The following is a 25,788-nucleotide window of genomic DNA, read 5'->3' on the forward strand; positions in this document are numbered from 1 at the left end:
GGCATTAATAAGTTTTATTTTTGGATTTGCCTCAGATATTAATTCCCAAAATGAATTAGACTTTATACTTTCTGATTTATGGATAAAAAATTCCTTTGAAAACACAAATTTTTGAATTTTATTTATAAAATCTATCTACGACATACTAAAAACCCTTATTTTATGGGGTTTCATAATAATAATTGAAGAAAAAATTGCCAGTTTTAAGACAAAAACCTGCTCTAATCAACCTAAAATTATTGAAACTAAGGGGGTTCTCAAGGAGTTTTTTAAAATAATAGCAATGGAATCAAGGTTTTGAGGAGTTAAAATGGTAAAGATAGATTCACAAAACCAAGACAGTAGAGTAATCATTAAGCAAAATTTCTTATTGGAAAGCGCCGAATCGTTATTTAAAAGTATAAATCCATTTGGCATCTTTAACGTTTTTGTAATATCTTTAATCGCACAAAACTTAGAAATTAACTTTTTGCAAATGGTTTTGTCACTTTTTAAGTTTAATTGAATTATTTACTTTTTAGTATTTACCATGATATTCTTGAATTTAATTGGAAGGTGATCAGATTTTTTATTTAAAAACTGAGAAATTGATTATTCAAAACTAAAAAATTTTAAAAGAGCCAAAATTCAAGTGAGGTAGCAATCAACAGCGAATTTGCAATTTCGATAGTATAATTAAAATAAAATAATTCAAAATAGTTATCTATATCAAAAATTTACGCTGCTTTTGTAGCGTTTTTATTATTATATTACAAATTAAATATGCAAAAAATCTAAATAATTAAAAATTTTTATCAAAATAATTTATTTAAATTGGTTCTGCTTATGTTATTTATTTTATTGTATTTTTTGCTTTAGTTATTTTATTAATTATTATACTTTTAGCAATATTTTAAGATTAACAAATAATTAATTATCATTAAATAAATATTTGCGGCATAAACTTTATTAAATTTTTAAACAAATCAATTATACTAATAGGTTTTATTTTGCATTTAATTATCAAAGAAAATTTATGATTTCAATTTGATAACCGTAAACTAAGATTCAATCTTTTAGCAAATGAATAATTAAATTGATATGTTTTGATAAATTGTTTTACTTTTACTACGTTTTTATTTGTCTAAGTCATAAATAATTTTTATTTTTAATTTAGTTTTGCTATTGTAATTAAGCAAATTGGTGTAATAATCTTTTTGAGCAATTTAATTTTTTAATTTTTATAAGATAGTAGAACATAACTAAGTAAACGATAACTTTGCTTTATTAATTATTTTCATTCCAAAGGAGGTAAAAATAAATGAAAAAAATTTTAAAAATTGCAGTTGCAATTTTTCCTATAATATCTGTTACTTCAATAACGGCATCTTGTGCTAAAAGTGATTTAAATACAAATCAAGTACATTTTGTCTTTGATAATAAAGTTTTTACAAATAGATCAGCTGCTCAAAATTATGCAAGAAGCTTAGTTAAACCGTATAAAGAAAACGATACAGAATTCTTAAGTTATAAAGGACAGGTTTACAAAGATTATGAATCAGAAAAAATGTATGAAGAAATTATTAGTGATTATCCAATAACTTTAAAAAGTACTTTACAGACTTTCGATAACCTTCATTTTGACAGCACTAATAAAATCGAGGGTGAATTGTACGACTTAGAAAATTCCAAAGTAGTTAAAACATATCGAGATGCAAATGGCAAAGCTGTTTTAAATAAAAATGATGCGATCAACAGTTACTTATTAACAAGTAAATGATATCAAAACCAAGATAATACTAAAGAACCATTTGAATTTAAATACCAACTACAAAATTTCTTGTATAATACTAAAAAAGAAGAATTAAAAAAAGGAATTCAAACAAATTGTTATTCAATAAGCAATGGAGTTTGTGGCTCTAAATACGATGTAACTGATTTGATTAAAAAAGAAACTACTAAAAAATTCAATTTTGGTAAATATACTTGGTCAAATAGAGAGATTCCTGATTTTAAAAATTTTGACAATGATTTAATTCAAAAATACATCGACAAATATATTAGAGAATCTAAAGATAATTTAAATGGTTATATTTTAAACTTTAATTCTTATCGCCAAAATTTCTTTGGTGACAGAATAATTTTTACAGAAATTGGAGAAGATTCGATGAGAAGTAAACTTAACAACTGAGAATTAGTTAAATCAGAACCCGTTAACCAAGTTTTTTCCAAAATTATGATTCAATCTCAATTATTAAATTTTATTGCGGATTTGACAGCCAATCACAATAGTGCGAATAAAAATTGAAATACTTTTAATGACATATTTCATGGAGACATTGAAAAATATAATAATTTTAGTGAAATTTATGATCAAGTTTCTTCTAGCAAATGAAATTCAAATAACATTTATGATTTTTTTAATCGTGAACAAGAAGAAACCAAAATAGAAAATTTTGAAATACTTAATAATAAACATAAGTCTTTAATATTTTTGAAAAAAATAATGAATCAAGTTGAGTTATCAACAAATATATATAATGAAAAAAATATGGAAAAATTCGAAAAAATATTTAAAGAAACTATTATTGATGTTTTGACAAGCGATTTACCAAAAGAAATGGAAAAACCAGTGAAGATGCTATTTAATAATGAAAAATTTTTAAGCATTGATTTAATTGATTTAATGCTGACACCAAGTTTGTTTAATAACAAAATGAAAAATAAATTGAATTTGGATGATTATATAAAAGGAATAAGTGATTTAATCAATGGCTTTATAAATCTTGTTGATGAAATTCCGGGAGCTGATGAAATTCCTGTCGTAAAAGAAATTTTAAAGGCTTGAAAAATAACACAAAACTTTTCTTTTTTTGAAAATAAATTAATGAAAATTGATTTTGGAAATAATCAAGTTATTTATTTTAAAGGTAACGACGTAAAAATTCCTGTTGTAAATTATTCTTTAAATTTTAATAACCCAAGTAACTATATTGAATCAAAACAATTTTTAGAAGCAAAAAATTTTAATAATACAGAAAATGGTTATACTTTTTTAAATACTTTGCATAGCACAAAAGAATTAGCTATTAATGCTTTAAAAAACTACATAATTAGTTATCCAGAAAAATTTAAAGAAGTTGAAGCAGAATTAAAATATAGTATAAATGATTCTCCTAAAATGATTGTCAGCAACGAATCGCTAAATAATTTAGATGAAAAATTAAATGAGTATGCAAATAAGATATTTGATTTGAATATAGACAAATACAAAAAAACGACTTTTACAAACGGTTTTGGTCAGATATTCCCAGATAAAGAATCCGCATTGGAGAGTTTAAATAAAAATTTACTAACAGAAAATTTCCAATACTTATTAAAACCTGTTTCTAAAATGCTTTACGAAACTTATTATGAAAATAATAAGCAATTTATGGACGAAAATTTGGAATATATTAAAAATGTTTTGGCTAAGGAAAAATATGTTTTATCAAACGAATTGCTATTATCCTCGAATTTCGATGAATTAAAATCAAATCCAAACGTAATAAACAGTTACTATCAAATATATTTAGATGGGAGATTGATTAATTTTAAAACTTATGATGATGCTAAATACTATTTAGTCAGAAATTTAAAGATATCCAAAGGTATTTATAATACTGATGAAAATTTTATTATTTATCAGAATCATATTTTTAGAAATATTATTGACTTCGATAAGTTCGTTGATAATGACATAAAAGAAATTAAAAAGGAGGAAAATCATGAACAAGTTTAAGATTTACAAAATTTTGACATTTTCTCCAGTTTTATTAGCAACAGTACCACTTGCAAATTTTAAATTAAATTCAAAACAAGAAGATATTGTAAATGAAATAAAAGAAAATTCTCAGCCGATAAATGAAAATGAAAAAATTTATTTTAATAACAAGGAATTCGTCAGCGAAATGTCCTTCGACAGTTATTTAGTGAATAATTTTATTAAGAAGAGAGAAACAATTGAAAAAGTTGAAACAAATAGTGATTATAGCGTAGACTTAAATCAAAATCAGATTGTTAATTGAAACATTGATGATTATCAGCCAAACTACTTTGATTGGGGAAATAAAGCTACAAACTTTGATAGTGCTGCAAAAAGTTATTTAAAAAATGTAAACTGATCTAGAAAATTAAGTTTTGATAGTAAGCATTGATTTGATTCAGGAAAAAAAGCGTTTGACGACTACTTTGATAGAACAAAAAAAATTAAAAAAATCAAAATGTATAAATATAATAATAAATATTTTAATCCCAATAGAGTTAAAGATATGGAAGACTTTCAATTTGGGCTTGAAGAAGTATATGTAATTTTTAAATCTCCTGGGATAGAATTAGATACTAATTATATTTTTGGTACTAAAGAAAGTTTGAAAAATAAAGTCAAAGAAGTTGTTAAAAGAAAATTTTTCAAAAAACCAGAAAATAGTGCTGATTCTGAACTAAAGTTAAATTATTTCAATCACCAAAAAATAGTTGATATTGAATCATTAACTCTTAAGCCAGGAAAAAGAGATCGTTTTGATTTTTTCTATCCTGAAACTAATGGTAAATATGAACGTTATGAACAGGGTGTCAGTGCTAATCTAATTTTTAAAAAAAATGGAACAAATTGACTAGAATATATAAGCAACAAAAGTAATTGAAAGGTTCATGGAGGTATAGAGCCATACTATGAAATAGATGTATTAGATAGTTTGAATCAAAAAGTAAACATTGTTTTTAAAGATGCTCATGCTTTTAAATATGGATCAAGTGTTGATGGAAATTATCCCAACTTTGAAGAAATTTCTTTTATAAATGATAATAAAAAAGGAGTTGGAATTTTTTTAAAAGATGTGTCTGGCTCGTTAATCTCAAGTTGAATTACACCATTTGCAGTCCATTATCCTAGCAGAGATACTAGTAAAATTCCAAATGATTGAGATTATCGAGATAAAGAAAAAGAATTTGAACAAATTTTCGATGATTTTTATGAAAATAATTTAATATCTATGATTGACGATGAATTTAAAAACATTAAATCTGGTGAACCAGCATTTCTCAGTTTTTTAGGCACAAAGGCAAACGTGATAAAAAATGTTGAAGTTACCAAATCAAATGATAGTAATTTTTTAAATAAATATGAAAACATGATTCCTTTAATTGATAGAAGAAAATATGAGTGAAACGAGATTTGACTTAATTTATATAGAAAAGTCTATAGAGCTTTTTTTATAAATTTCAAAGAAGAATTACAAAATTTAGGAATTGATCCCGAAGAATATGTTGAAAAATTATGAAATTATATAGAAAGCCAAATAGAAATAGAAAACAAAATTTTAAAGCCAGTTTGTGATTTCGATGAATATTATGACTATAAAGATTATTTTACTTTAGAAGAAAATGACGATTTTTTTGATAGAGATGGTGTTAGCCTAGCAAAAAATATTAGTGATTTAAAAATAAAATTTTTTAAAAATGAAAAACCATTTATGTATGAAATTTATCAGTCAAGTAATGAAATTCAAGGAAAAAAAATACTTAAAATTGAACTATCAGAAATGGCGAAAAAATATGGTAGTCTATTAAAAATGCAGCATCATTTTGTAAATAAAAAAAACGGGGCTCAATATTTAACAAAAAATAAAATTAAAAACTTTTACAGCTTTAAAAGTGAAAATGGTGAATACAAAAACTATAAATCACTAGATTTGGCTTTAAGAAATCTCAAAGAATATCTTTTTGCAACGAACAAAGCAAAATCAATACCTAGCAATAAGTTAATTTTTTTCTATCATGAAAACAACGAATTACAAAGTTTTATTTATTCTTATGAGTATGAAATCAAAGAATTTGTAAAAAGCCATAATTTCAAAAAATCTTAGTTAATAAAAAAGATAAGATTTATTAAATTCATATGTTAAATAACTTGTAAATGGGTTTAGGAGAAAACATCATAAGCTACAGCAATATTTTTTTACATCAAAGAGCAAATTTTATTAAATAATTTTAATAAATAAATTAATTAGACAATTATTCTTCGAACATAATTTAATTTCCTAAGAAAAATCAACAAAAAATAAAAGTTTGTAGTAAAATTAACCAATAAATGAGATTTGTAGGAGGGTTATTTTTGAAACAGTCTATAGTATTTGCGGGGGGATGCTTCTGGGGAGTGCAAGCATACTTCGATAGTATTGAAGGGGTTATAGCAACTTCGGTTGGGTATGCTAATGGTGATAAGAAACACGTAACATATGAAGAAGTTTGTAGCGGTAATACAGGATTTGTAGAAGCTTGCTTAGTAGAATTTGACGAAAATATTATTTCGCTAGAAGAACTTTTAGATAAGTATTGAAAAATAGTTGATCCAACTTTGAAAAATCGCCAAGGTAATGATTTTGGATCACAATATCGTACTGGAATTTATTATAATGTATCAGATGAATTATGAGCGAAGCCAATTTTATCAAAATCTTTAGCTAATATTTATCAAAGTTATAAGCAAAAAATTGTGACTGAAATCGAGCCACTGAAGATTTACTTATTGGCAGAAAAAAGACACCAAAATTATTTAAAGAAAAATCCTAATGGCTACTGCCATATAAAATTATAGACCTTTTGGGTTTGTAATTTTTTTATTTTTAATAAGACTTGTGAAAGATAATTTTCAAAAGCTTTTGTCGAAAAATTATTTGAAATTATTTACTGTTAAAATATCAGAGCAAACATCATCATCATATTGAATAGATGTCACAAAATTATATCATGGTAATGAATTGCGATATTATTGCAATGAAATTTTGATAAATTATTTATATATATGCTTAATTTTATTTCAAATTTTACTAAAAAATCTTTATACAAATTAATTGGAAGACGGAGAAAAAAAATAAATTTTAAAAACATTATTGGGATATCTTGACTTAGCTTTTATTTGAAACACCAATTTCTTGAGAACTCATTTTTTTAAAATCATTTCCTCACTTACCCAAAGAATCTAAAACTGGTCTCAAGGTTAATCCTAGTTTTGTGAGAGAGTATTCTACTTTTGGCGGCACAATAGGGTAAACCTTGCGATTAATTAGACCATTAAGTTCTAATTTTTTCAGATTTGATGTTAGAACTTTTGGCGATATGTCATTTAAACTTTTCTTCAATTCTCCAAATCTTTTTGTCCCACTAAATAAATCCCTCAAAATTAAAACACACCATTTATTTGAAATAATGCTAAGAGTTAATTCAATAGGACAATCAATTCCACTTAATAGTTCCACATAAACCTCCATAGTATCCAAAAGGTAAGTATTGCACTTTTTAGTGCATACTTTACATAAATATATCTATGAATTATTATATAGGTATTGTGGTAATAAATCACAATATGGAGGCAAAAAATGAATATATTTGTAATTGGGGCCAATGGTCGTCAAGGAAAACTTCTTGTTAAAGAAGCTATCAATCAAGGATATCAAGTAACAGCAGTCACTAAAAGTGAACTAATAGAAAAACACCAAGAAAAAGTCAATGTTTTAAAAAAAGACCTATTTGATTTAACAACCGAAGACCTAAAATTAGCTGATGTAGTTATTGATGCATTTGGAATTTTTGATCCAGAAAAATTAGATCAACATCAGACTAGTTTAAGTCATTTAACAGATATTTTGTCAAAGACCAATAAAAGATTAATGATAGTTGGGGGAGCGGGTTCATTATTTGTAAATCCAGAAAAAACAATTAGATTACTAGATACTCCAGAGTTTCCCAAAGATTACCAACCACTAGCTCAGAGCATGGCGATAGCCTTTGAAAATTTGCAAAAAGTAAATGATGTCAAATGAACTTATTTAAGTCCTGCAGCTATTTTTGATCCTGAAACCCAGGCAACAGGGCAATATCAAATTGGAGAAGATAACGTAATTTTGAACCAAAAAGGCCAAAGTTATGTAACTTACGGGGATTATGCCAAAGCAATGATCGATGAAATTAAAAATCAAAAGTTCATTAACCAACGTTTTACTGTCATTGGAGAATAAATAATTTGCTGCAAACTACAGAAAATTAGTCAATTTAATTAAAATAAAACACCTTTAAGTTGTGTTATTTTTAAAAAATCATTGCATTTTTAAAAATAACACTTATAATATTAATATATTAAAACAATTATAAGTATTTTATAAATTGCTAGATATTAGAAAAAAAGGAAACGAAATTATGAAAAAGTTATTGAGTATTTTATCAGCTTCAATAATAGTTACCTCAGCTCCATTGAGTGTTGTAGCTTGTAAAAAACCAGTTATCGACGAAAACCATGTTGACAACTCTAAGTTATTAAAGGAGTTTATTGACTTATTAGATTCTTTATTTAGAGAACACATGCAAAATCAGTTTTCAGAATTTCAGTTTTTAAATGCAATTGAAGCCAAGGAAAAGTTCGAAGGTTTTGATATTAACAAATTATGAGATTTATTACAAACTAATCTTGAAGGTAATAAGGAGTATATTTTGGACCAAGGTTCAAATGAATTCTTAAACTTTGTAGATTTTTTTACCCAGGTAATTAATCTAAAAACCCTTCAAAGTAAATTAGACCAAAAAATTTTAGAAAAACCAGAGTATAAAGTATTTTTAATTAATAATGCCAATCCTTTTCAAGATTTTATAAATTTAGAAGAAGTTATTTTAGTTGATAAATCAAATCTTGATAATCAAAGGATTGTTTCAATAGAACTTAAAGTTTCTACTGAAATTAATTACTTAAATTCAACCCAAACTCCGGCAAAACAAAAATTTTATTATAGTCCATCTATTACGATTTTAGAAGATGTTGATATTTCTGAAGACGTAAAAACAATTGCTCAAGATTTAACAGACAAAATTACTAGTTCAGAAACTGCAAACAAATTTAATTTTGTTAGTAATTCTGCTAATACTTTCAAGACAGCAAGTGAAATCAATAATCTAACAAATTTTGAAGAAATCTTTAAAAAAGAGATTGCCAGTGAGGTTTTAGAGTCGCCATTATTTACTTTTAATTTAAATGATGTTAATTATGAAAATCCCGACAAATATACAATTTTAGCAGATATTCCCGCGCCAGTTGATCATGTTTTTAAATGATCGCAAGATGAACAAAAAGCTAATCTAATTAAAGCAGCACTAAAAAATGGGGGACAAGATTTAGAAGATTTGGCTATCTTCCACTCTAAAAGAGACTCGATTTTTAATGGTAATTCCCTTTATCCGGAGTTAATTCAATATTTAAAAGAAGATAGTCAATCATCTGAGGTAATAAATCAATACCACTTATGAGAACACTTCAAAAGGGGTAATAAAACGTCTGCCTTCAGAAATATTGTTAGTAGTTTAGGAATAGAACTAGATAAAGGTCATGAGACCCAAGAACAAAGAAGAACAATTGGACTTTTTGGAACACAAATTACCGGTATTAAGCTAGTTTACCAACCAGAAATTGGCCCAGAAATAATATTTGAAATGCCAGAGCAGTTTATTGTTAATAGACAATTAACCTCATTTTCAACCACTCAGGAATTACATAATGAATTTACTCGCGCTAACTTCTTATTTATGAGGGAGGCCTATGGCTTTAATCAAAAAGATGTTTCTGTTAGTGAAGATTTATTTGATTATACTTTTGAATTCGAGCAACCTGAGATCTCTTCAAAAAAAATTACGCCCGGAGAATACTACAATACCAGAGAAGTTTTTAATCAAATCTTTGATAAAACAGTTACAAAACTTGAGTCACAAAAAGATTCTTACAATATAAGTTCATTCAAGGATTTTATAAATGGCTATAGTTTTATTAATAATTCTGAAAAATTCAAAATTAATGATGAAGGTTATATTTTCTTTTATACTAGTTCAAACGTTCTTTTAAGCTCAGTGCAATTGAGTCAATCTTATGGAACCTCAGATCTTCAATGAGGGTTTCAAGGTAGCATTGCAATTAATGTCAGTGCTGGTGTTAGAGACGATATTATTACTAGTGAGTTTGGTAATCAAAAAACACCTTGAAAATTTAAATAATAAAAAAAATTGAGTACAGCTCAATTTTTTTTATGAATCTTGACTTTTATTTTTTGAAAAGCCGATATAAAATATATTTAATAAATTTTTGTCAAAAAAAGCTTTTCAAATAAGCTTGGAAATATCTTGAAGAAAGTTATCATTGACGCTTGCTTCTAAAATAAAAACTGTTTTTTTAACTTAAAATAATTAAATAACAGAAATGTTTAAATTAAAGTATAGTTTAAATAAATAAGGAGATTTAAAAGGTGAAGTAACCATTCTACAAAGGAATTATCTCAACCATAAATAAAATAAATAACTAGAAATTATTCAATTTATCAACGTTAGAATGTTTGATTTTATAAAAAAATAATCAAATATATTGAAAATTAATCGAAATAATTATTTTAATTCATTTCACAATTTTAAGTAATTATTTAATTCTAATACCAAAATGCTGTTTTAAAATCAACCATAATTATTTAATTTTTAATTTCTCCAATGTGTAAAGGTAAAGTTTAATAATTTATCAGCTCGTTTTTAGTTTGCATTTATTAAATACAGATATTTTTAAAAAAATATCTGAAATGTAAGCATAAATATCTTATTTATATTTATTTGAATTATTTATAAAAAAATTATATTTTATAATACTAGGAAAATAAGTTATAAATATATTTAAATAAATAATTTATTGGCAGTATAATAAGTTCGAAAGGAGATGAGAGAATGGATAAATGTGCCAATGAAAATAGCTGCTCTTGCAAAAATTGCGGTTGTGTAACAAATTCGCAAAGTAAACAAGTTTGTAATGATCCTCACCACAAAATTTGCGGGCAATAAAAAAATAACTTTATCTTTAAATTATCTAAATACTTTTAATAATTTATCTTATCTTTTAAAAACTTAAATCAATTAAGTAAATCATGTTAGTCACTGAGAAAACAGTCTTTGCACTAACATGGTTTACTTTTCTTTTTATTTTATAAATTCTTGTTAAAAATTATGAAAAAAACAGCATTATTAATAGCTAAAACATCTAATTAAACATAAAAACATACTTATAATTAATAGTTTTTAATAAAAAATGTTAATTAAGTGCAATATTTGTTGTATTATTTAAGGTAAGAGGTGCAATATGATTAAAAAACCGCGAGGAACTGAGGACATAATTGGTCAAAAATCCAGAGATTTCTTTGCCTTAGAAATGATAATCCGTAATTTGATGGAACTTTACAATATTGGAGAAATTAAGACCCCAATTTTTGAAAGCAGTGATTTATTCGCTAGAACGGCTGGAGAAGACACAGATATCGTTAGCAAAGAAATGTTTATTTTTTTAGACCGTAAAAATCGAAGTTTGGCGCTAAGACCCGAAAATACTGCTGGAGTAGTCCGAAGCCTAATTGAAAATAAAAATTATTTAGACGAAAATTTACCCCTTAAACAATTTTATTTTGGTCCCATGTTTCGATATGAGCGCCCTCAAGCTGGACGTCAGCGTCAGTTTACTCAATTTGGAGTTGAAGTTTTTGGACAAAAATCTGTATCATTAGACGCAGAAATTTTATTGTGTGCCGTAGATATTTTAAATAACATTGGATTAAAAAATTATATTATCAAAACCAATTACTTAGTTTTTGGTACAAATAAAGAAGAATATCTCAAAGTTTTGAAGCTTCATTTGAAAGCACTAAAACTTTGTGAAGACTGTCAAATTCGCCAAAAAAATAACCCTCTAAGAGTTCTTGATTGCAAAGTTGATCAATCTAATTTTGGAGACATTCCAAATATGCAAGATTTCTTATCAGAGGATGAAAAAAAATACTTTCAAGATTATACAAATATTTTAAATAAGCTTGGGGTTAGTACAATAGTTGACAATCATTTGGTTCGAGGACTGGATTACTACACTGGAATTGTTTTTGAAGTAATTTCAAATGATGAAAAACAAGGTAGTCAATCAACACTTCTAGCGGGAGGTCGTTACGATAACTTGGTTTCAGAATTAGGAGGTCCTGAATTATCAGGAGCTGGATTTGGTATGGGAATCGAGAGAATTTTAATTGCTTTGGATAACTTGGAAATTAAAATTAGTGAGCCTTCAATTCTAGATGTTTTTTGTATCCCGCTTTCAGAAAGTGCTGAAATTTTTACTAATTCATTATTGTTAATGTTACGTAAAGCTGGTTTTACAGCAGACACAAGTTACATTAAAAGAAGTTTAAAATCAAATTTCAAAAAAGCTGAGAGTTTTAAAGCAAATAATATTATTTTGATTGGCGATAAAGAATTAAAAGAAAATAATGTAGTAATTAAAAATCAAAAAACAATGAAAGAAACTAAAGTAAGTTTTGATAAAATTTTAGAATTTTTAGAAGAGGGGATTTAATATGAAAAGAACACATACATGTGGGGAATTAACTTTAGACAATAAAGGTGAAAAAGTAATTCTTCAAGGTTGGGTTAAAAAGAATCGAAAGTTGGGTGCTTTGACATTTATTGATTTAAGAGATCGTTATGGAACAACTCAATTACTTATTGATGAAAGTAGTCAAAAAAAATTCCCTGAAATAAAATCCGAATTTGTAATTGAAATTACAGGTGAGGTATTAGAACGTAAGTCAAAAAACCCGGACTTAAAAACAGGTGAAATTGAAGTTAAAGTAATAAATTTAATTATTATCAATGAAGCAAAATTAACGCCATTTGAAATAAAGGATGGTCTTGAAGCTAACGAAGATACAAAAATGACTTTTCGCTATCTGGATTTACGCAGAGAAGAAATGCAAAAAAACTTATTAATTCGCAGTCAGGTAAATAAAATAATTCGTGATTATTATCATAGACTTAATTTTATTGAAGTTGAAACTCCAATTTTTGGAAAATCAACCCCTGAAGGAGCTAGGGATTTTTTAGTTCCAAGCCGAGTAAATGTAAATAAATTTTATGCCCTACCTCAGTCACCGCAGCTATACAAACAACTCTTAATGATTGCTGGGATGGACCGTTATTTTCAAATTGCAAAATGTTTTCGTGACGAAGATTTAAGAATTGATCGTCAACCTGAGTTTACTCAATTAGACATGGAAATGAGTTTTGCAACTCCTGAAGATATTCAAAATAACATTGAAAATTTACTAGCAGAAATAATTTTCAAGGTTAAAAATATAAAAATTAAAACCCCGTTGCCAAGAATAACTTATCAAGAAGCTATCAGTAAATATGGGATTGATAAACCTGATTTGCGTTTTTCTTTGGAAATTAATGATGTAAATGATATTTTTAAAAGTAGTGAAGTCAATTTATTTTGTAATCTGAAAAAAAATGAAAAAATTAGAGCTATAAAAGTTGATAGTCTGCTAGCAAAAAAAGATTTAGAGCAATTAACAGAGGTAGCCAAACAAAATAGTTTAGTTAACCTACCGTTTTTAAAATACTCAAATAATGAGTGAACTGGAAGCTTAGCTAAGAATTTAAGCGATTCTGAAAAACAACAACTGCTTAAAAAATTTGAAATAAAAGGGGATTGCACCATTTTATTTGCGGTAGGGGACTTTGATATTTCAAGTAGGGGACTTGGAGCAGTTCGTAACGAAGCAGCTAAAATTTTAAAACTCTATAAACCCGAAGAAATCAACTTATTATGAGTAGTTGATTTCCCGCTATTTGAGTTTTCAGAAGAAGAAAATCGCTATGTTGCTGCCCATCATCCTTTTACTCAACCAAAAGAGGAGTCACTTCAAGATTTTGATAAGAATAAATCAACCGCATTAGCAGCTGCTTATGATATTGTTATGAATGGGTTTGAAATTGGTGGTGGAAGCCAAAGGATTACAAACGAAAACATTCAAAAGCGAATGTTTAAGGCAATTGAAATGAGTAATCAGACTGTTGAAGATAACTTTGGCTGATTTATTAATGCTTATCAATATGGAGCCCCTTATCATTCTGGATGCGCCCTTGGAATCGATCGAATAGTTATGATTTTAACTCAAGCAAGTTCAATTCGAGAAGTGATAGCATTTCCAAAAAACTCAAACGGAATTGATCCAATGACAAATGCCCCAGATCTTGTTTCAACAAAACAATTAGACGAAATAAATTTAAAGTTAAAGTAGGTTTTTGCGATGAATAGAAACAAAGCGGCAAAAAAATACAAATGAGACTTTTCAAAATTATATAAAACAAAACCTGAATTTTTAGAAGATTTAGAATTTTTGTCGTTAAACTATCGCACACAAACTCTTTTTAAAGGCCTACTAAAAAATTATGAAGATTTTCGTGATTTTGATGTGGTTTCTGAACAAGGAAATAAAATCAGTGCTCGATTAGAACAATACTTAAAAATTTTGGAAGTTGAACCTCATAATAAATTAGCATTAGAACTTCAAGCAGCATATGAAAAAGAGCTTGAAGTATTTGATGGGCAATTTGCATGGATTGAAGAAGAAATTAAAGCTATTGGTGAAACTCAAATTATGGAATGGCTAAAAACTGATCCAAAATGAATTCCTTACGCTAAGTCTTATCAAAAATTTTTTAAAAATTTAAAATATTTATTACCTGAGTCTCAAAGAATATTACTTTCAAAAGTTAGTAAGAGCAGCGAACTGGCATATGAAATGTATGAAACTTTGAAATGAAAAGATAATGATGTTAAATATTTTTTTCACAACCAAAAAAAATATTTGCTTACCCAAAATAATCTAACAAATATTTTAGAAGAAAGTCGCCCAATAGAAGATCAAGAAGTTAGAGCATTAGCGATTCGCAAGTTTCATGAAAATGATTATAACAATAAACATGCTTTGGCAAAAATTTATGAGAACATTGTCAAGGAAGAAACTGAATCGCTTAAATTAATCGGTATGAAACATTTCTCTGAACAATTTTTTGATGATGAAAATATTACAGAAACCGAATTTTTAAACTTGGTTGACTTTGCAAGTAAAAACAGCGATGTTTACTTTGAATATTATAAAATGATAAAAGATGTTCTAGGCTTTCAAGATAAGTTCTATGGTAGCGATGCATCTTTGACTCTTGTCAAAACAAAGGGCAATAAAATAAAATTAAAGTCGGGAATAAAAATCATTAAACAAGCACTGTTGCCTTTAGGAAAAGAATATGGGGAAGCTTTAGCTAATTGTTTTAAAGAAAATAGGATTGATTACTTTGAGAGTCCACATAAATCAAGTGGGGCGTTTACAACTTTCTCATATGATTATGGTTCTTTAATTTCAATAAATTGACAAGATAACTTTTCAAGTTTAATGACCTTGACCCATGAACTAGGTCATGCTGTTCATAGTGAGTTGGCTAAGCAATCACAACCAAAGCCATTAAATTGTTTTAACAATATTATTGCAGAAGTTGCTAGTACTTTAAATGAGCAAATTTTGCTAGATTTTTGACTTAAAAAAAATAAATCAAGTGCGGTAAGAATTAATTTATTAAAAGAACGAGTTGAATTTATTTTTAATAATTTCTTTAGTGGAATTGAAGAATCATATTTTGAGTATCTCTGTTTTCAAGCGGTTGACAAAGAAGAGGTCCTAACATCTGAAAAACTTATTGAAATACAAAAAATTGCTGTCAAAAAAGTGTTTAATAAAAATTCCTTCGATAGTTATGATGATAAAATTAAAGCGATTTCTTGATCTTTTAGCAGTCACATTTTTGAACAACCATTTTATCTATATAAATACGCCTTAAGTTTAGTAATGAGTCTAAAATTATTTCAAGAATATGAAAATAGTAATTTTGAAATAATTAACAACTTTTTAAAGGAAGGTGGCAACTTGCCCCCTCAAGAACTATTTAAAAAATATGGGGTCGATATTAAGGATTCTAAAAGTTATGAACCATTAATAAGTTATTTAAAAAAACTCGTAGACGAAATAAAAACTTACTTCGATGCTAACTAACGAATATTTGATAAAAATGGTTTTAAATAAAATTTTAAAAATGCTGAAAAATTTTCATAAACAAATAATGAATAGTTACTGTTTAGCAAATTTGCTTCAGTAATTTTTTTGTTTTTCTTTAAAAGTCGTAAATATTTTAAAATCTCAATTGAAATTAAAGAAGTATCAAAGAATCGATCATCAAATACTGTCACTTCCTTAAATTTTAAATCAAGGAAGTCATCCGCTCCAATTTCTTGATAAAGTGTCGCTTTGCAATTTTCAAATAACTTCATATTTTTTTCATTAATCAAGGAAATTATGAAATTTGGCTTGTTTTCAATTTCTGTTCTTTCTATTTCCAGATAGAATTTTGTGATTATTTTTATGGCATTACAAATGGCCATAAGTTGAACAGTCTGCTTAATCATTTTGTGAAATTTGTTTAGAATTTTAGCATTTTGCTTAATTGTTTTAATTTTAATGTTATAAAAGTTTTGAAAATTAATGGCATTTGCAATCAATTCAGAAGTTGAGTTGTTTTCTGGTGTTCAAATTTTTAAATATCCTTTATCTTGGGCATTGAAATTTTTTAATCATTTATTCAAATTTTTGACCACTTTAGCAGCTTCTTTTTCTCAATATGGCTTTAAATGAATAAGAGTTTTATTTTCAGCCTCAGTAAGTGGTTCAATTTTTAAAAAGTTAATCATTACTTTTCTCCTTGTTTTTATAATTTTAAACTATTATTTTGAAAAAACCCCGATTTTAGTTCATAATTAATAAGTCAGGGGTGTTAAAATGCACGATTTTACAGAACAAGAAGCAAAAGATATACTTTTATGAATTGAACCAGCGATAAGCACTTTAGCCGTTAATTTATCTTATCTTTTAGAGGAATTTGAAAGAAATGACTTAGAAACAACAAGACTAAAGGGTTTAATCGAAATTATTGAAAACATGGAATATCTAGATGAATACGAAGATTTTACAAAACTTTTTAATAATTTCAAAAGTTCAATGAGTTTAGTTATTAACCAATTATTTTCAAAGGAAAACGACTACAATTTGTATGAGATTTATTCATACCTTTACACAATTGATAATATGATTGTTGCATTAAACGATTGAATTGCGAGTTCAACAACAAATGTAATTAATAAAAAAATGGTAATTAGAAAAAATGATATTAAAAATTTCATAAAAGTAAGCTCTCAAGAAGACTTTGATGAATTTGGAAAAATAGCAACAGAATTTCAATTACTTGGTAAAGATGAACAAAAACTTTTTAATGTTTTGATTGTTGAAGATGATTGAAAAGATCTTGAAGAAGGTTTGAATATTTTCATTGAGTTATATGAAATTGCTCATCCGCTCTCTTTTTTATCAAAAACTTCAAGAGAAGTACAAAATATAGAAACTACAAGTTATTACTTACTTATTAGAATTTTAACTTTGGTAACTTTTTACAATTATTGAACCGAAAACGAACTACAAGAGGGAGAAGAACTCTTTGATGATGAAATATTGGAAGAAATGACTTTTGATCCCAATCCAGAATTTGACAAAAAATCTCTTTTTGGTGATTTTGCAAAACTTGAAGTTCAATTGGATGAATTGCCAGAATACCAACCCGATCCTATAAAAGTGAGTGATGAAGTGGTTGAGGTTGATAATGTTTCAGAGCTTGTCAATGATTTAGAACTAATTCGCAAAAAGCGATTTCAAAAGTAAACTATAAGTTTACTTTTGACTTTTTAAAAATTAGTGTTATTATTATAAAATAATAATAAGGAGTCCATCATGAGAAAAAAGATTAGCTTATTTTCGCCAAAATTAACAGCTTTTTACATTTGTGTTGGTCTCTTTTATTTATTGATTAATTTAATTGAGGTTGTGAAATTTAATCAAATCTCGCTGTTTAATCAAGAAATTTCAATTATTGTAAAAGTCCTATATGCAACACTAACAATGTTAATTGGTATTTACTTAATTGTCCATCTATCTAAGATAATAAAAAACTTTGAAAATTTCAAGAAATTCAAATTTTCTTTTAACTCGGTTGACCGTGTTGTATTTATTTCTACTTGTTTTTGAATTTTTAGCATTTTCATTCAAATATATAATTTTGTAAAAAACATTATTCCACTTGGAGAACTCGAAGTTCTTAATATGAATGATTACTTAATTATAACTATGAAAAATTTTTATATTGCAACATTTACAATTTCGTTATTTCTTTATCTAGCCATTATTGGTTTAGCAATTGCTTACCGCGTTAAAGCTGGTAAAAGTGTCTTTGAAGAGACTGAACTTGATTCATTTAACTTCTGAATTTATGAGTTAATTATTTTAAATACAAATTTTTTATGAATTAAAGACTTTAAAATTAACTCATACTTTGAAAATAATTTAAATAAAGAAATAGCTGAAAATCTAGAGATTACAAATAAAATTCGAAAATATGAATTGCTCATAGAGTTCAAAAAGAGTACAATGCCACCCATCAATCTTGTTATAGACTAAAAACATAAAGAAAAGGGGGATAGCAATGTCTAATAATAAGCTGCTTTTTAAAAATAATTTAAAGAACATATTAAAAAATAAAATTCAGTTTATAGGTTTAGTATTTTTGGTTTTCTTAACCTCGGTAATTTTTACAATAACAGATATCACAAAAACACGAATTCAAAATGTTTATGATAACTTTATTTCTGAAAAAAACAGTAATCAGCATGATTTCATAATAGATTTTGAAGAGACAACATACATTTCTAGAAAATTTGGAAATGCTGAGGATCCGTTTTTAAAAGGAATATCAAATATTGAACAACGCCAAGAATTTATTTTAAATTTCTTAAAAAACAAGTTAGCTCAAGAAGATAAAACGCTTGCATTTAATTTTGATCGAGTTGAAACTAGAACTTTTGCTTTAAATAGCCAAAAAACTCTCAAAACTGTTTCTCTAAATTACAATCAACAAGTTGATAAATTTATGGTACAAGAGGGAATGCCACTTGAATTTTGAAATAGCTATCATGGTTCATTAAATGATTATTCAAAACGATGAGTTTATTTAAATCCAACTTTTGCGCAAGCAAATAACATAAAAATAAATGATATTATCAGAATTGAAGCAGATTCATATGGGAATAGCATTCGAGTTGAAGACGATTTAGATTTATCATTTTATAAAAATAAAGACATAAATACTTGAATTGATGATTCAAAATATTCAAATGAAAATTGATTTCGAGTAGTGGGAATTGGTTCATCAGCTGATTTTGTTACCCCAATTATTGATCAAACAAAACCAATTCCAAATTCAAAAAATGAAGGTTTAATTTATGTTAATCCTGAGCTTTTTGGTAATGGCAAAAGACCAATGACTCTAAATATTGACAATGAAGAGCTAACTTTTGATATAAATGTTCAAAGTTCAAATCAAAATTTACAACCAAAAAGTAGTCGTGATATCGAAACTTATTTTGTTGGAAAGTTTCTCGATCCAACAGACGCACAAAAAAAATCTGAAATTTTAAATAGTTATTTAAACACTGAAGAAGGTGCTGAAGAGATTGGGATTTATTCATTCAATGAAAGAACCAAAGATACATCAAATCGGTTATTAACTTACAAATTTGATTCAGAGTATAAATATTCTTTAAGAACAACTTTTTTAGTTAGCACACTACAATTCTTTAATTTAGGATCTGTAATATTAATGATTGTAATTATGTTGATTTCATTTTTTGTTCTAATTGCTGTAATTAAAAAACAAATTGAAAACACTACTCGCCAAAATGGAATCCTGAGAGCTTTAGGGTGTCGACGCCATCAAATTGTAACCAGTTATCTAGCTTATCCATTAATGATTGCTTTGGCAGGAGGGATTTTAGGTTTCGTAATTGGGATGTCTTTCCAAGAAGTATCGGTTAATTTATTTAAAGTTTATTTTAACTTACCGTACCAAAACTTTATCATCACTTGGACATCTTTATTTACTTGTGTAATTTTGATATTTGGTTTGTTAACTTTGATCACAGTTATTACTTGTTCACTAATGATGCGCAAAACGCCATTAGAAATGATTTATAACGAGGGACGAGCTGGAACTAATAAATTTAAATTGGCAATGAAAAAAGCTTTTACAATTCGAAAAAACTTTGATAGTCGATTTAAAGCAGCATTGTTTTCAAATTCGATTGACAAGATGTTTGGAGTAGCTGCAACTATGTTTGTGAGTACCTCAGTAATTTGCGTTGCTACAATAACACCGTTAATTTTAAGAGATAACATAACATATACTTATAAAAATACTTCTTATAATACTCAAGTTGATTACTACCAACCAATTTACAATATTCCAACAAGCTTCTATAAAACCTATGATCCAACTGTAAAAGCATGAGATGCTAATACTCCAGGTTTCTTTAAAACCGAGCTAGGGGATAACGGAACAAACATGACAGATGATATTGATGAATTAGTAAATCAGTATTTAACTGGTAAAATTAATCCAGAAACATATTCACCAACATTTAACCCTTTGGACTTAACAAACCTACTTTATAAAAATACAAGTAAAGAATTTTTAAAAAGTAACAAAATAAATTTGGCGGAAAACCAACAAATATTATCAAAAATAATTATTGATAGTGCTTGACCAGATTATTCTAAGTTTGGCTTGGCGGAACTAAAAGATAAAAATACAATTATTTCAATGACTAGCACCTATACAAAAGCCAAAGAAAATGCAGCCCAATTGGAAAAATTAAGAAAATTCTACGCAAAATACCGTACAACTGTAGGGCTTGATGTAAAGCGTTCTGAATTTTTTAAAGGCGAAAATGAGTTAAATGGAGACAACCCAAATTTAATTGCTGATGAAGATTTTTATGAAATTAGTGAGTTTCCTGTTAGATTAACAAAAAATGGTAATTTAGTTCGTGAAAACGATTATGATACACCAGTTGAAAAACAATTAGAAACTGAATTGAGTTATTTACGTTTAAGGGCGTTAATGTACTCAATTTGAAATTGAACTAGGGCATATTTTATTGATAATATAAATCAAGCCTTTATTCAAGGAATTTACTTTCAATCTCCATATGAGGTTCGAAAAAATATTAAAACATCTTTTGAATCAAAAACAAGAGACTACAATATTTTATTTGGGGTTGTACCATATAATCCACAAACCGATGACATTGGAACCTACTTCCAAGCAACAAGTGGGGATGTCAGTTTTGGAGTTTATGGAATTAAATCTGATGCCAAGAACCAAGCATTAATTGACAAAAGTACAAATAAAAATTTAATTCCTAATCTACAAAATAACGAAAATGGGATTGTTTTGAATGCGACTTTAGCTAAAAAACTTCACGTTCGAACTGGTCAAACAATTAGTTTAAAACAATTACAAACTGCTTTATATAATGATGATGAAGCAATTCAAACAACTTCTTGGGATGGTTCAGAAATATCTGCAGCAATTCCAGGAGCTCAAAACTATACCAATGGAAAATATATTTATAGTTCTTTAGAAAACGAAGCGATTAAATGAAAAAATAAAGCAATTTCTGAAAATGATTATGTCCTGAATTCAACTGTTAATTTGAATGTCGTTCCAGGATCACCACCAATTAATCCATCCGTTTTAAATGAAAAAGTTGTCAATGGGCAAATCGCTTTAAAAAGTACCTTTAAAGAACAACAAGAATTTGTAATTAAAGGAATTACAAATCAATATGGTGATGCTAAAGCCTGAATTAATGAAGAACAAGCAAAATCCTTATCAAATTATGATGAAAGTGAAGCAATTTTATTTCAGTTATTTTTGAAAGAGTGGTTAAATCCTTATATCAAAGATAGTGACTATTTGTCAAAAGACTTAGTAGCTCGACTAAAAGAAGTGGCTCAAAAAAATCATTTAACTAGCAGAGAAAATTGAGGCTCAAAAGCTGTAGAAATTTTTAACCTTTTTGAAACTAACGCTTCAAATAACCCACTTGATCAAGATATTTTAAAAATGTTCAAAAATGAATACCCAATTTTTAACTACAAACTTTCTGCATCAAAAACAATCGATGATATTGAGGGTGGCTTAACTCAAATACAACAGTTTGGTGACTACTCAGTTCCAGCATTACGTGGTGGTGAATTTAACGGTAAATATTATCCAGCCTTTGGTCAAGAAGCTGCAGCCCAACTATTGCCCAAAGAACAAGTTATTAATACCTTAGAAAGTATTCTAGCGCTTGCCAATGCGGTTTTAGTCTTCATTGCTATTATTTCTGTTGTCTTGAGTTTTATTGTTATTATGTTAACAAGTAACGTAATTATTTCAGAAAATATGCGCATCATTGCCACAATGAAAGTTTTAGGATATAGTAATCGCAGCATTACCAATTTGGTTTTAAGTATGTATCTGCCAGTTGTTGTTGTTACAGCAATCTTGGGATTCTTTGCAGGACTTGGAATTTTAGAAGCTGGAGTTGGAATTTTAGCTGTTAGTGGTAATGTAATCCCATTAATTTTAAAATGATATTGACCACTATTTGTTACTTCAATTGTGTTTGTTTTATATATTATTTCATACTTGATGAGCTGATATTCAATGAATAAGGTCAACCCCTTAAGAGCGATTTATATTGACTAGAGAGTAGGTTTGAAAATGAAAAGATTACTAGCAATGATAGCTACTATATCATTAACAACAACAGCGGCCACTTCGGTTGTGGCCTGTTCTAATTGAGGGGACTGAACAGAAATCCAAGTTCCCCCACCAAAATTTCCTGTTTGAGTTAGTGGTTTTGAAGGGACTTCCCTTAATAAAATTGTTGTTGAGGAAAATCAGAATTTTGAAAAATTACAAAATGATATTAATGAAGCTCTAAAAGGTTCTCATTGAGATGCACCAGAAGCGGTTTCTTGAAGTTACAAAAAAAATAATGTCACTCTTGAAGAAACAGCGCTAGAAAATTTTGATTGGACTCGCAATGCAGATTATCAAGTAATTATCAAATCGAATTTGAAAGAATTTCCCGGAGAAGCAATTTTCTCATATACAGTGTCAAATTCAATGCATATTGCCGACCACTTAAGAACAACTGATTTAGGAACAATTGATGATAGTCGTGATAAGACAATTTTAATTGCCTTAATTTTCCAAAACATGAATTTAATTCCTTATATTAATGAAATTGCCGATCAATATGTCGAAGAAGGGGCTGTTGATAAAATTGTTCTTAAATATGACGAAGATAATAACGCAATTGGGGCAGTAATTGGGAGTGAAGAAACTTCTAAATTAAATCAAAGAACTTTTACAGGTTCAACTGAGGTAACATTTAAAGTTGTTTCCAAAGTTGCCCCTGATGAACCCGAAGATATCGCATCTTTGGTTAAGTCAAGTAGTATTGGAACTATCAATGATAATCGTAAATATACGATCATGATGTTCTTTATAACAGTTAATTTCGCTGCTTACTTGGAAAAACTAAGCGAATTAATCAATGACTTGGATGTCATCAACATCACAGAAACTTCAGCTACTATTAAGGCGATTCCTGAATCGCAGTATTTTAGTGGCAGTGTGGATGTGGTATTCCAAGTTTATCAACCCAGTTAACAATAAAGGAGAAACAAAATTATGAAAAAATTATTAGCTATTTTAGGATCGGCTTCAATTATAGCCACTTCAGGAATAAGTGCTGTGGCATGTGAAACAACAGTCGATGATAAAGACGATCGAATTAAAGAAGGGGCTTTGGATGATGTCTGTAAAATTACAAACATTATCGCAAACCGCCACTATTCAACCTCTGAGCAAGTCAGTGCTGGGGTTGCTGCAGGCTTGAAACCAAACCCAAAACTATTGGGAAACGAAAACGTTACAGAGTTGGATGTAATTGCTGGAATTAACCAAATGAATGGGACAGCAATTAAAGAATCTGATGTTACAATTGAATTTAAGGACAAAGATAAAAAATTAGCAACAGTTACCGCAAATGAGGGGTCAAAATTTACAGGAGAGGCCAATTTTCAAGTTAATAAAGATGCGAAATTTGAAGACTTAATTAAAAACAAGGATTTAGGAACTATTTTTATTCCAGAATCAATGCCTTTCCCCCCAGAACCAAACTCAAGCGGAGTTGTTAAAAAATTAGTTCCCCAACTAACAATTTTAATGGAATTTATTGGAGATCGTAATCGTGAATTAGAATATATCACTGATGCAATTTCGCTTTTAAGCTTTAAAGAAACAATTGGTAATACAAAACAAGTAATTGAAGAAACTAGAGCTGTGGTTACTTTGCCAAAAAACCAAATTATTACAGGTGGTGTTGAATTTAGTTATAAGACTAAAACTGATAACCGTCCAGGAATCAAAGAATTGGTAAAAGTAACAGATTTAGGGGAATTGGCAAATGATGATTCAGAAACAATCATTAAAGCAGTTTATGCTAAGAATAAAACAACTCTAAAATCTTATAAAGAAGAAGAAATCTTAGACGCAATTAATGTTACAATTGAAGCAAAGAAATCTTTTATTGAATTTAAAGCTGGAAACAACAAGTTTTTAGGTCATGACCCAGCATCATTTAGTGTTATTAACGGAGCCCTAGAAGAAGGGGAAAAATTCAAAAGAGAAGATTACCAATTGGATATCACTTATACAGTTAAAAAGTAACAAAATAGCAAAGTAACAAAGTAACAAAATAACAAATAAAATCTATTAATTAAATAATTAATAGTTTTTTTAAAATTATGAACTACACTTAAAAGTTAGTTTATAATTAGATTATTCAAGGAGACAAAAAAATGAAAAAATTACTAGCAATTTTGGGAGTACTTGGAATTAGTACTTCATCAGTGGGGGCAGTTGTTGCTTGCGAAAATAAAAAAGAAAAAGAAGATGATAAAATTACTTCAGGGGATTTATCAGACCCTAAAGTAGTAAGTGTAACAAATATTGTTGTTGATCGTGGTTTTTCAAAAGAAGAACTAATGAATCAAGATCTTGTTCATGACAATAAGAAAGTTACTGAACAAGCGGTTGTTGATGGTCTTAATTTATCAAATAATACAGCAATTGCTCTAAGCGATGTTGAAATTACCTTTTTAAATTCAGATAAAATCTTGGCAACTGTTACAGCAGTTGAGGGGTCAAAATTTACAGGAACAGTTGATGTACAGTTAAATAAAGATGTCAATATTGATGATATTATTAAAGTTACAAATATTGGTAATGTTTATATTGATAAAAAAGTTTGAAACCCAGAGGATGTTGGCCAACTAATCGTTAATGCAACTATGCTGATGGAATTTATCGGAACAAAAAACCCAGTTCTAGAACAGTTAGCAGATCAAATCTTTAAATTGACTATTGCAATATTTAGTGGCAAAAACCCAATTATAATTAGTCAAGATACAATAACGTTGGATTTTTCAGTAGTTGATGAAGGAGTCTTCTTAACAAGTAAAGTCACAATTAATTTTAAATACAATGATGATACTCGATTAACTATCAAAGAAGCCATTAAAACTACTGATTTAGGTCAAATTTCAAATAATGAAAAGGATACTATACTAAAAAAAGTTTATGCTTTAAATAAAGAAAACATGCCAAACATTAGTGAATCAGTATTTATTGAAAATGCAATTTTAAATAAAGATGCTGAAAAACCTGGAACCGCAACAATTGAATTTGTTGCAGGAACAGCTCTTTTTAAAGGCCATGATGCCACTGCTTTAGCATTGTTGGGAATGGAACTAGAAGATATTCAAGTAGAAGTTCAATTTGCTGTTTAAAATTTTCAAAACCACTTTTTAAAAGTGGTTT

17 protein-coding genes are annotated in these 25,788 nt (G+C 27.7%); 15 read left to right on the top strand and 2 right to left on the bottom strand.

Annotated elements, in window-relative coordinates; translation table 4 throughout:
• The first annotated feature begins 310 nt into the window (after positions 1-310).
• The 4 genes from SSABA_RS05125 (at position 311) to msrA (ending at position 6,616) form a co-directional block, all read left to right on the top strand.
• Positions 311-640, top strand: coding sequence for a hypothetical protein (locus tag SSABA_RS05125; protein WP_148293477.1), 330 nt, complete (start codon positions 311-313; stop codon positions 638-640).
• Between the two features lie 660 nt (positions 641-1,300).
• The gene (locus tag SSABA_RS02320; RefSeq protein WP_025250992.1) at positions 1,301-3,760 is read left to right on the top strand and encodes a hypothetical protein; all 2,460 of its coding nucleotides are present in this window, start codon (positions 1,301-1,303) and stop codon (positions 3,758-3,760) included.
• Positions 3,747-5,885 carry a hypothetical protein gene (locus SSABA_RS02325; RefSeq protein WP_025250993.1) on the top strand — a complete coding sequence of 713 codons (2,139 nt, stop codon included), beginning with the start codon at positions 3,747-3,749 and terminating at the stop codon, positions 5,883-5,885. Before SSABA_RS02320 ends, SSABA_RS02325 begins: the two co-directional genes overlap by 14 nt.
• Before the next feature lie 248 nt (positions 5,886-6,133).
• Complete coding sequence (gene msrA / locus SSABA_RS02330; RefSeq protein WP_025250994.1) at positions 6,134-6,616, top strand: peptide-methionine (S)-S-oxide reductase MsrA; 483 nt, start codon at positions 6,134-6,136, stop codon at positions 6,614-6,616.
• A gap of 310 nt (positions 6,617-6,926) precedes the next feature.
• Here msrA and SSABA_RS02335 read toward each other — a convergent pair whose 3' ends face one another.
• Complete coding sequence (locus SSABA_RS02335) at positions 6,927-7,289, bottom strand: winged helix-turn-helix transcriptional regulator (protein WP_025250995.1); 363 nt, start codon at positions 7,287-7,289, stop codon at positions 6,927-6,929.
• Positions 7,290-7,397: 108 nt separating this feature from the next.
• On the opposite strand from SSABA_RS02335, the gene SSABA_RS02340 reads away from it, so the two are divergent.
• The 5 genes from SSABA_RS02340 to SSABA_RS02360 all read left to right on the top strand — a co-directional run bounded on the left by SSABA_RS02340 (position 7,398) and on the right by SSABA_RS02360 (position 15,962).
• Entirely contained in the window at positions 7,398-8,036 is a 639-nt protein-coding gene (locus SSABA_RS02340) for an NAD(P)-dependent oxidoreductase (RefSeq protein WP_025250996.1), read from the top strand.
• 178 nt (positions 8,037-8,214) lie between these two features.
• A complete protein-coding gene (locus SSABA_RS02345; RefSeq protein WP_025250997.1) occupies positions 8,215-10,050 on the top strand; it encodes a hypothetical protein in 1,836 nt (611 codons plus the stop codon).
• A gap of 1,120 nt (positions 10,051-11,170) precedes the next feature.
• Positions 11,171-12,424 carry a histidine--tRNA ligase gene (hisS, locus tag SSABA_RS02350; protein ID WP_025250998.1) on the top strand — a complete coding sequence of 418 codons (1,254 nt, stop codon included), beginning with the start codon at positions 11,171-11,173 and terminating at the stop codon, positions 12,422-12,424.
• Between the two features lies 1 nt (position 12,425).
• Entirely contained in the window at positions 12,426-14,153 is a 1,728-nt protein-coding gene (gene aspS / locus SSABA_RS02355) for an aspartate--tRNA ligase (protein ID WP_025250999.1), read from the top strand.
• 9 nt (positions 14,154-14,162) lie between these two features.
• Entirely contained in the window at positions 14,163-15,962 is a 1,800-nt protein-coding gene (locus SSABA_RS02360) for a M3 family metallopeptidase (RefSeq protein ID WP_025251000.1), read from the top strand.
• Here SSABA_RS02360 and SSABA_RS02365 read toward each other — a convergent pair.
• Entirely contained in the window at positions 15,959-16,654 is a 696-nt protein-coding gene (locus SSABA_RS02365; protein ID WP_025251001.1) for a hypothetical protein, read from the bottom strand. The two genes, SSABA_RS02360 and SSABA_RS02365, sit on opposite strands and share 4 nt — an antisense overlap.
• Before the next feature lie 88 nt (positions 16,655-16,742).
• Between SSABA_RS02365 and SSABA_RS02370 the strand changes: the two genes are divergently transcribed.
• From SSABA_RS02370 to SSABA_RS02395, 6 genes are all read left to right on the top strand, one after another.
• The gene (locus SSABA_RS02370; RefSeq protein ID WP_025251002.1) at positions 16,743-17,675 is read left to right on the top strand and encodes a hypothetical protein; all 933 of its coding nucleotides are present in this window, start codon (positions 16,743-16,745) and stop codon (positions 17,673-17,675) included.
• A gap of 69 nt (positions 17,676-17,744) precedes the next feature.
• Complete coding sequence (locus SSABA_RS02375; protein WP_025251003.1) at positions 17,745-18,467, top strand: hypothetical protein; 723 nt, start codon at positions 17,745-17,747, stop codon at positions 18,465-18,467.
• A gap of 25 nt (positions 18,468-18,492) precedes the next feature.
• Entirely contained in the window at positions 18,493-22,602 is a 4,110-nt protein-coding gene (locus SSABA_RS02380) for an ABC transporter permease (RefSeq protein WP_025251004.1), read from the top strand.
• A gap of 15 nt (positions 22,603-22,617) precedes the next feature.
• Complete coding sequence (locus tag SSABA_RS02385; protein WP_025251005.1) at positions 22,618-23,574, top strand: lipoprotein; 957 nt, start codon at positions 22,618-22,620, stop codon at positions 23,572-23,574.
• A gap of 21 nt (positions 23,575-23,595) precedes the next feature.
• Positions 23,596-24,636: a lipoprotein gene (locus SSABA_RS02390; RefSeq protein ID WP_025251006.1), complete on the top strand. Its 1,041-nt coding sequence runs from the start codon at positions 23,596-23,598 to the stop codon at positions 24,634-24,636.
• A gap of 131 nt (positions 24,637-24,767) precedes the next feature.
• Positions 24,768-25,757, top strand: coding sequence for a lipoprotein (locus tag SSABA_RS02395; protein ID WP_025251007.1), 990 nt, complete (start codon positions 24,768-24,770; stop codon positions 25,755-25,757).
• Positions 25,758-25,788: the final 31 nt, after the last annotated feature.

The sequence above is a fragment of the Spiroplasma sabaudiense Ar-1343 genome (assembly GCF_000565215.1).
Taxonomy (GTDB): Bacteria; Bacillota_I; Bacilli_A; order Mycoplasmatales; family Mycoplasmataceae; genus Spiroplasma_B; species Spiroplasma_B sabaudiense.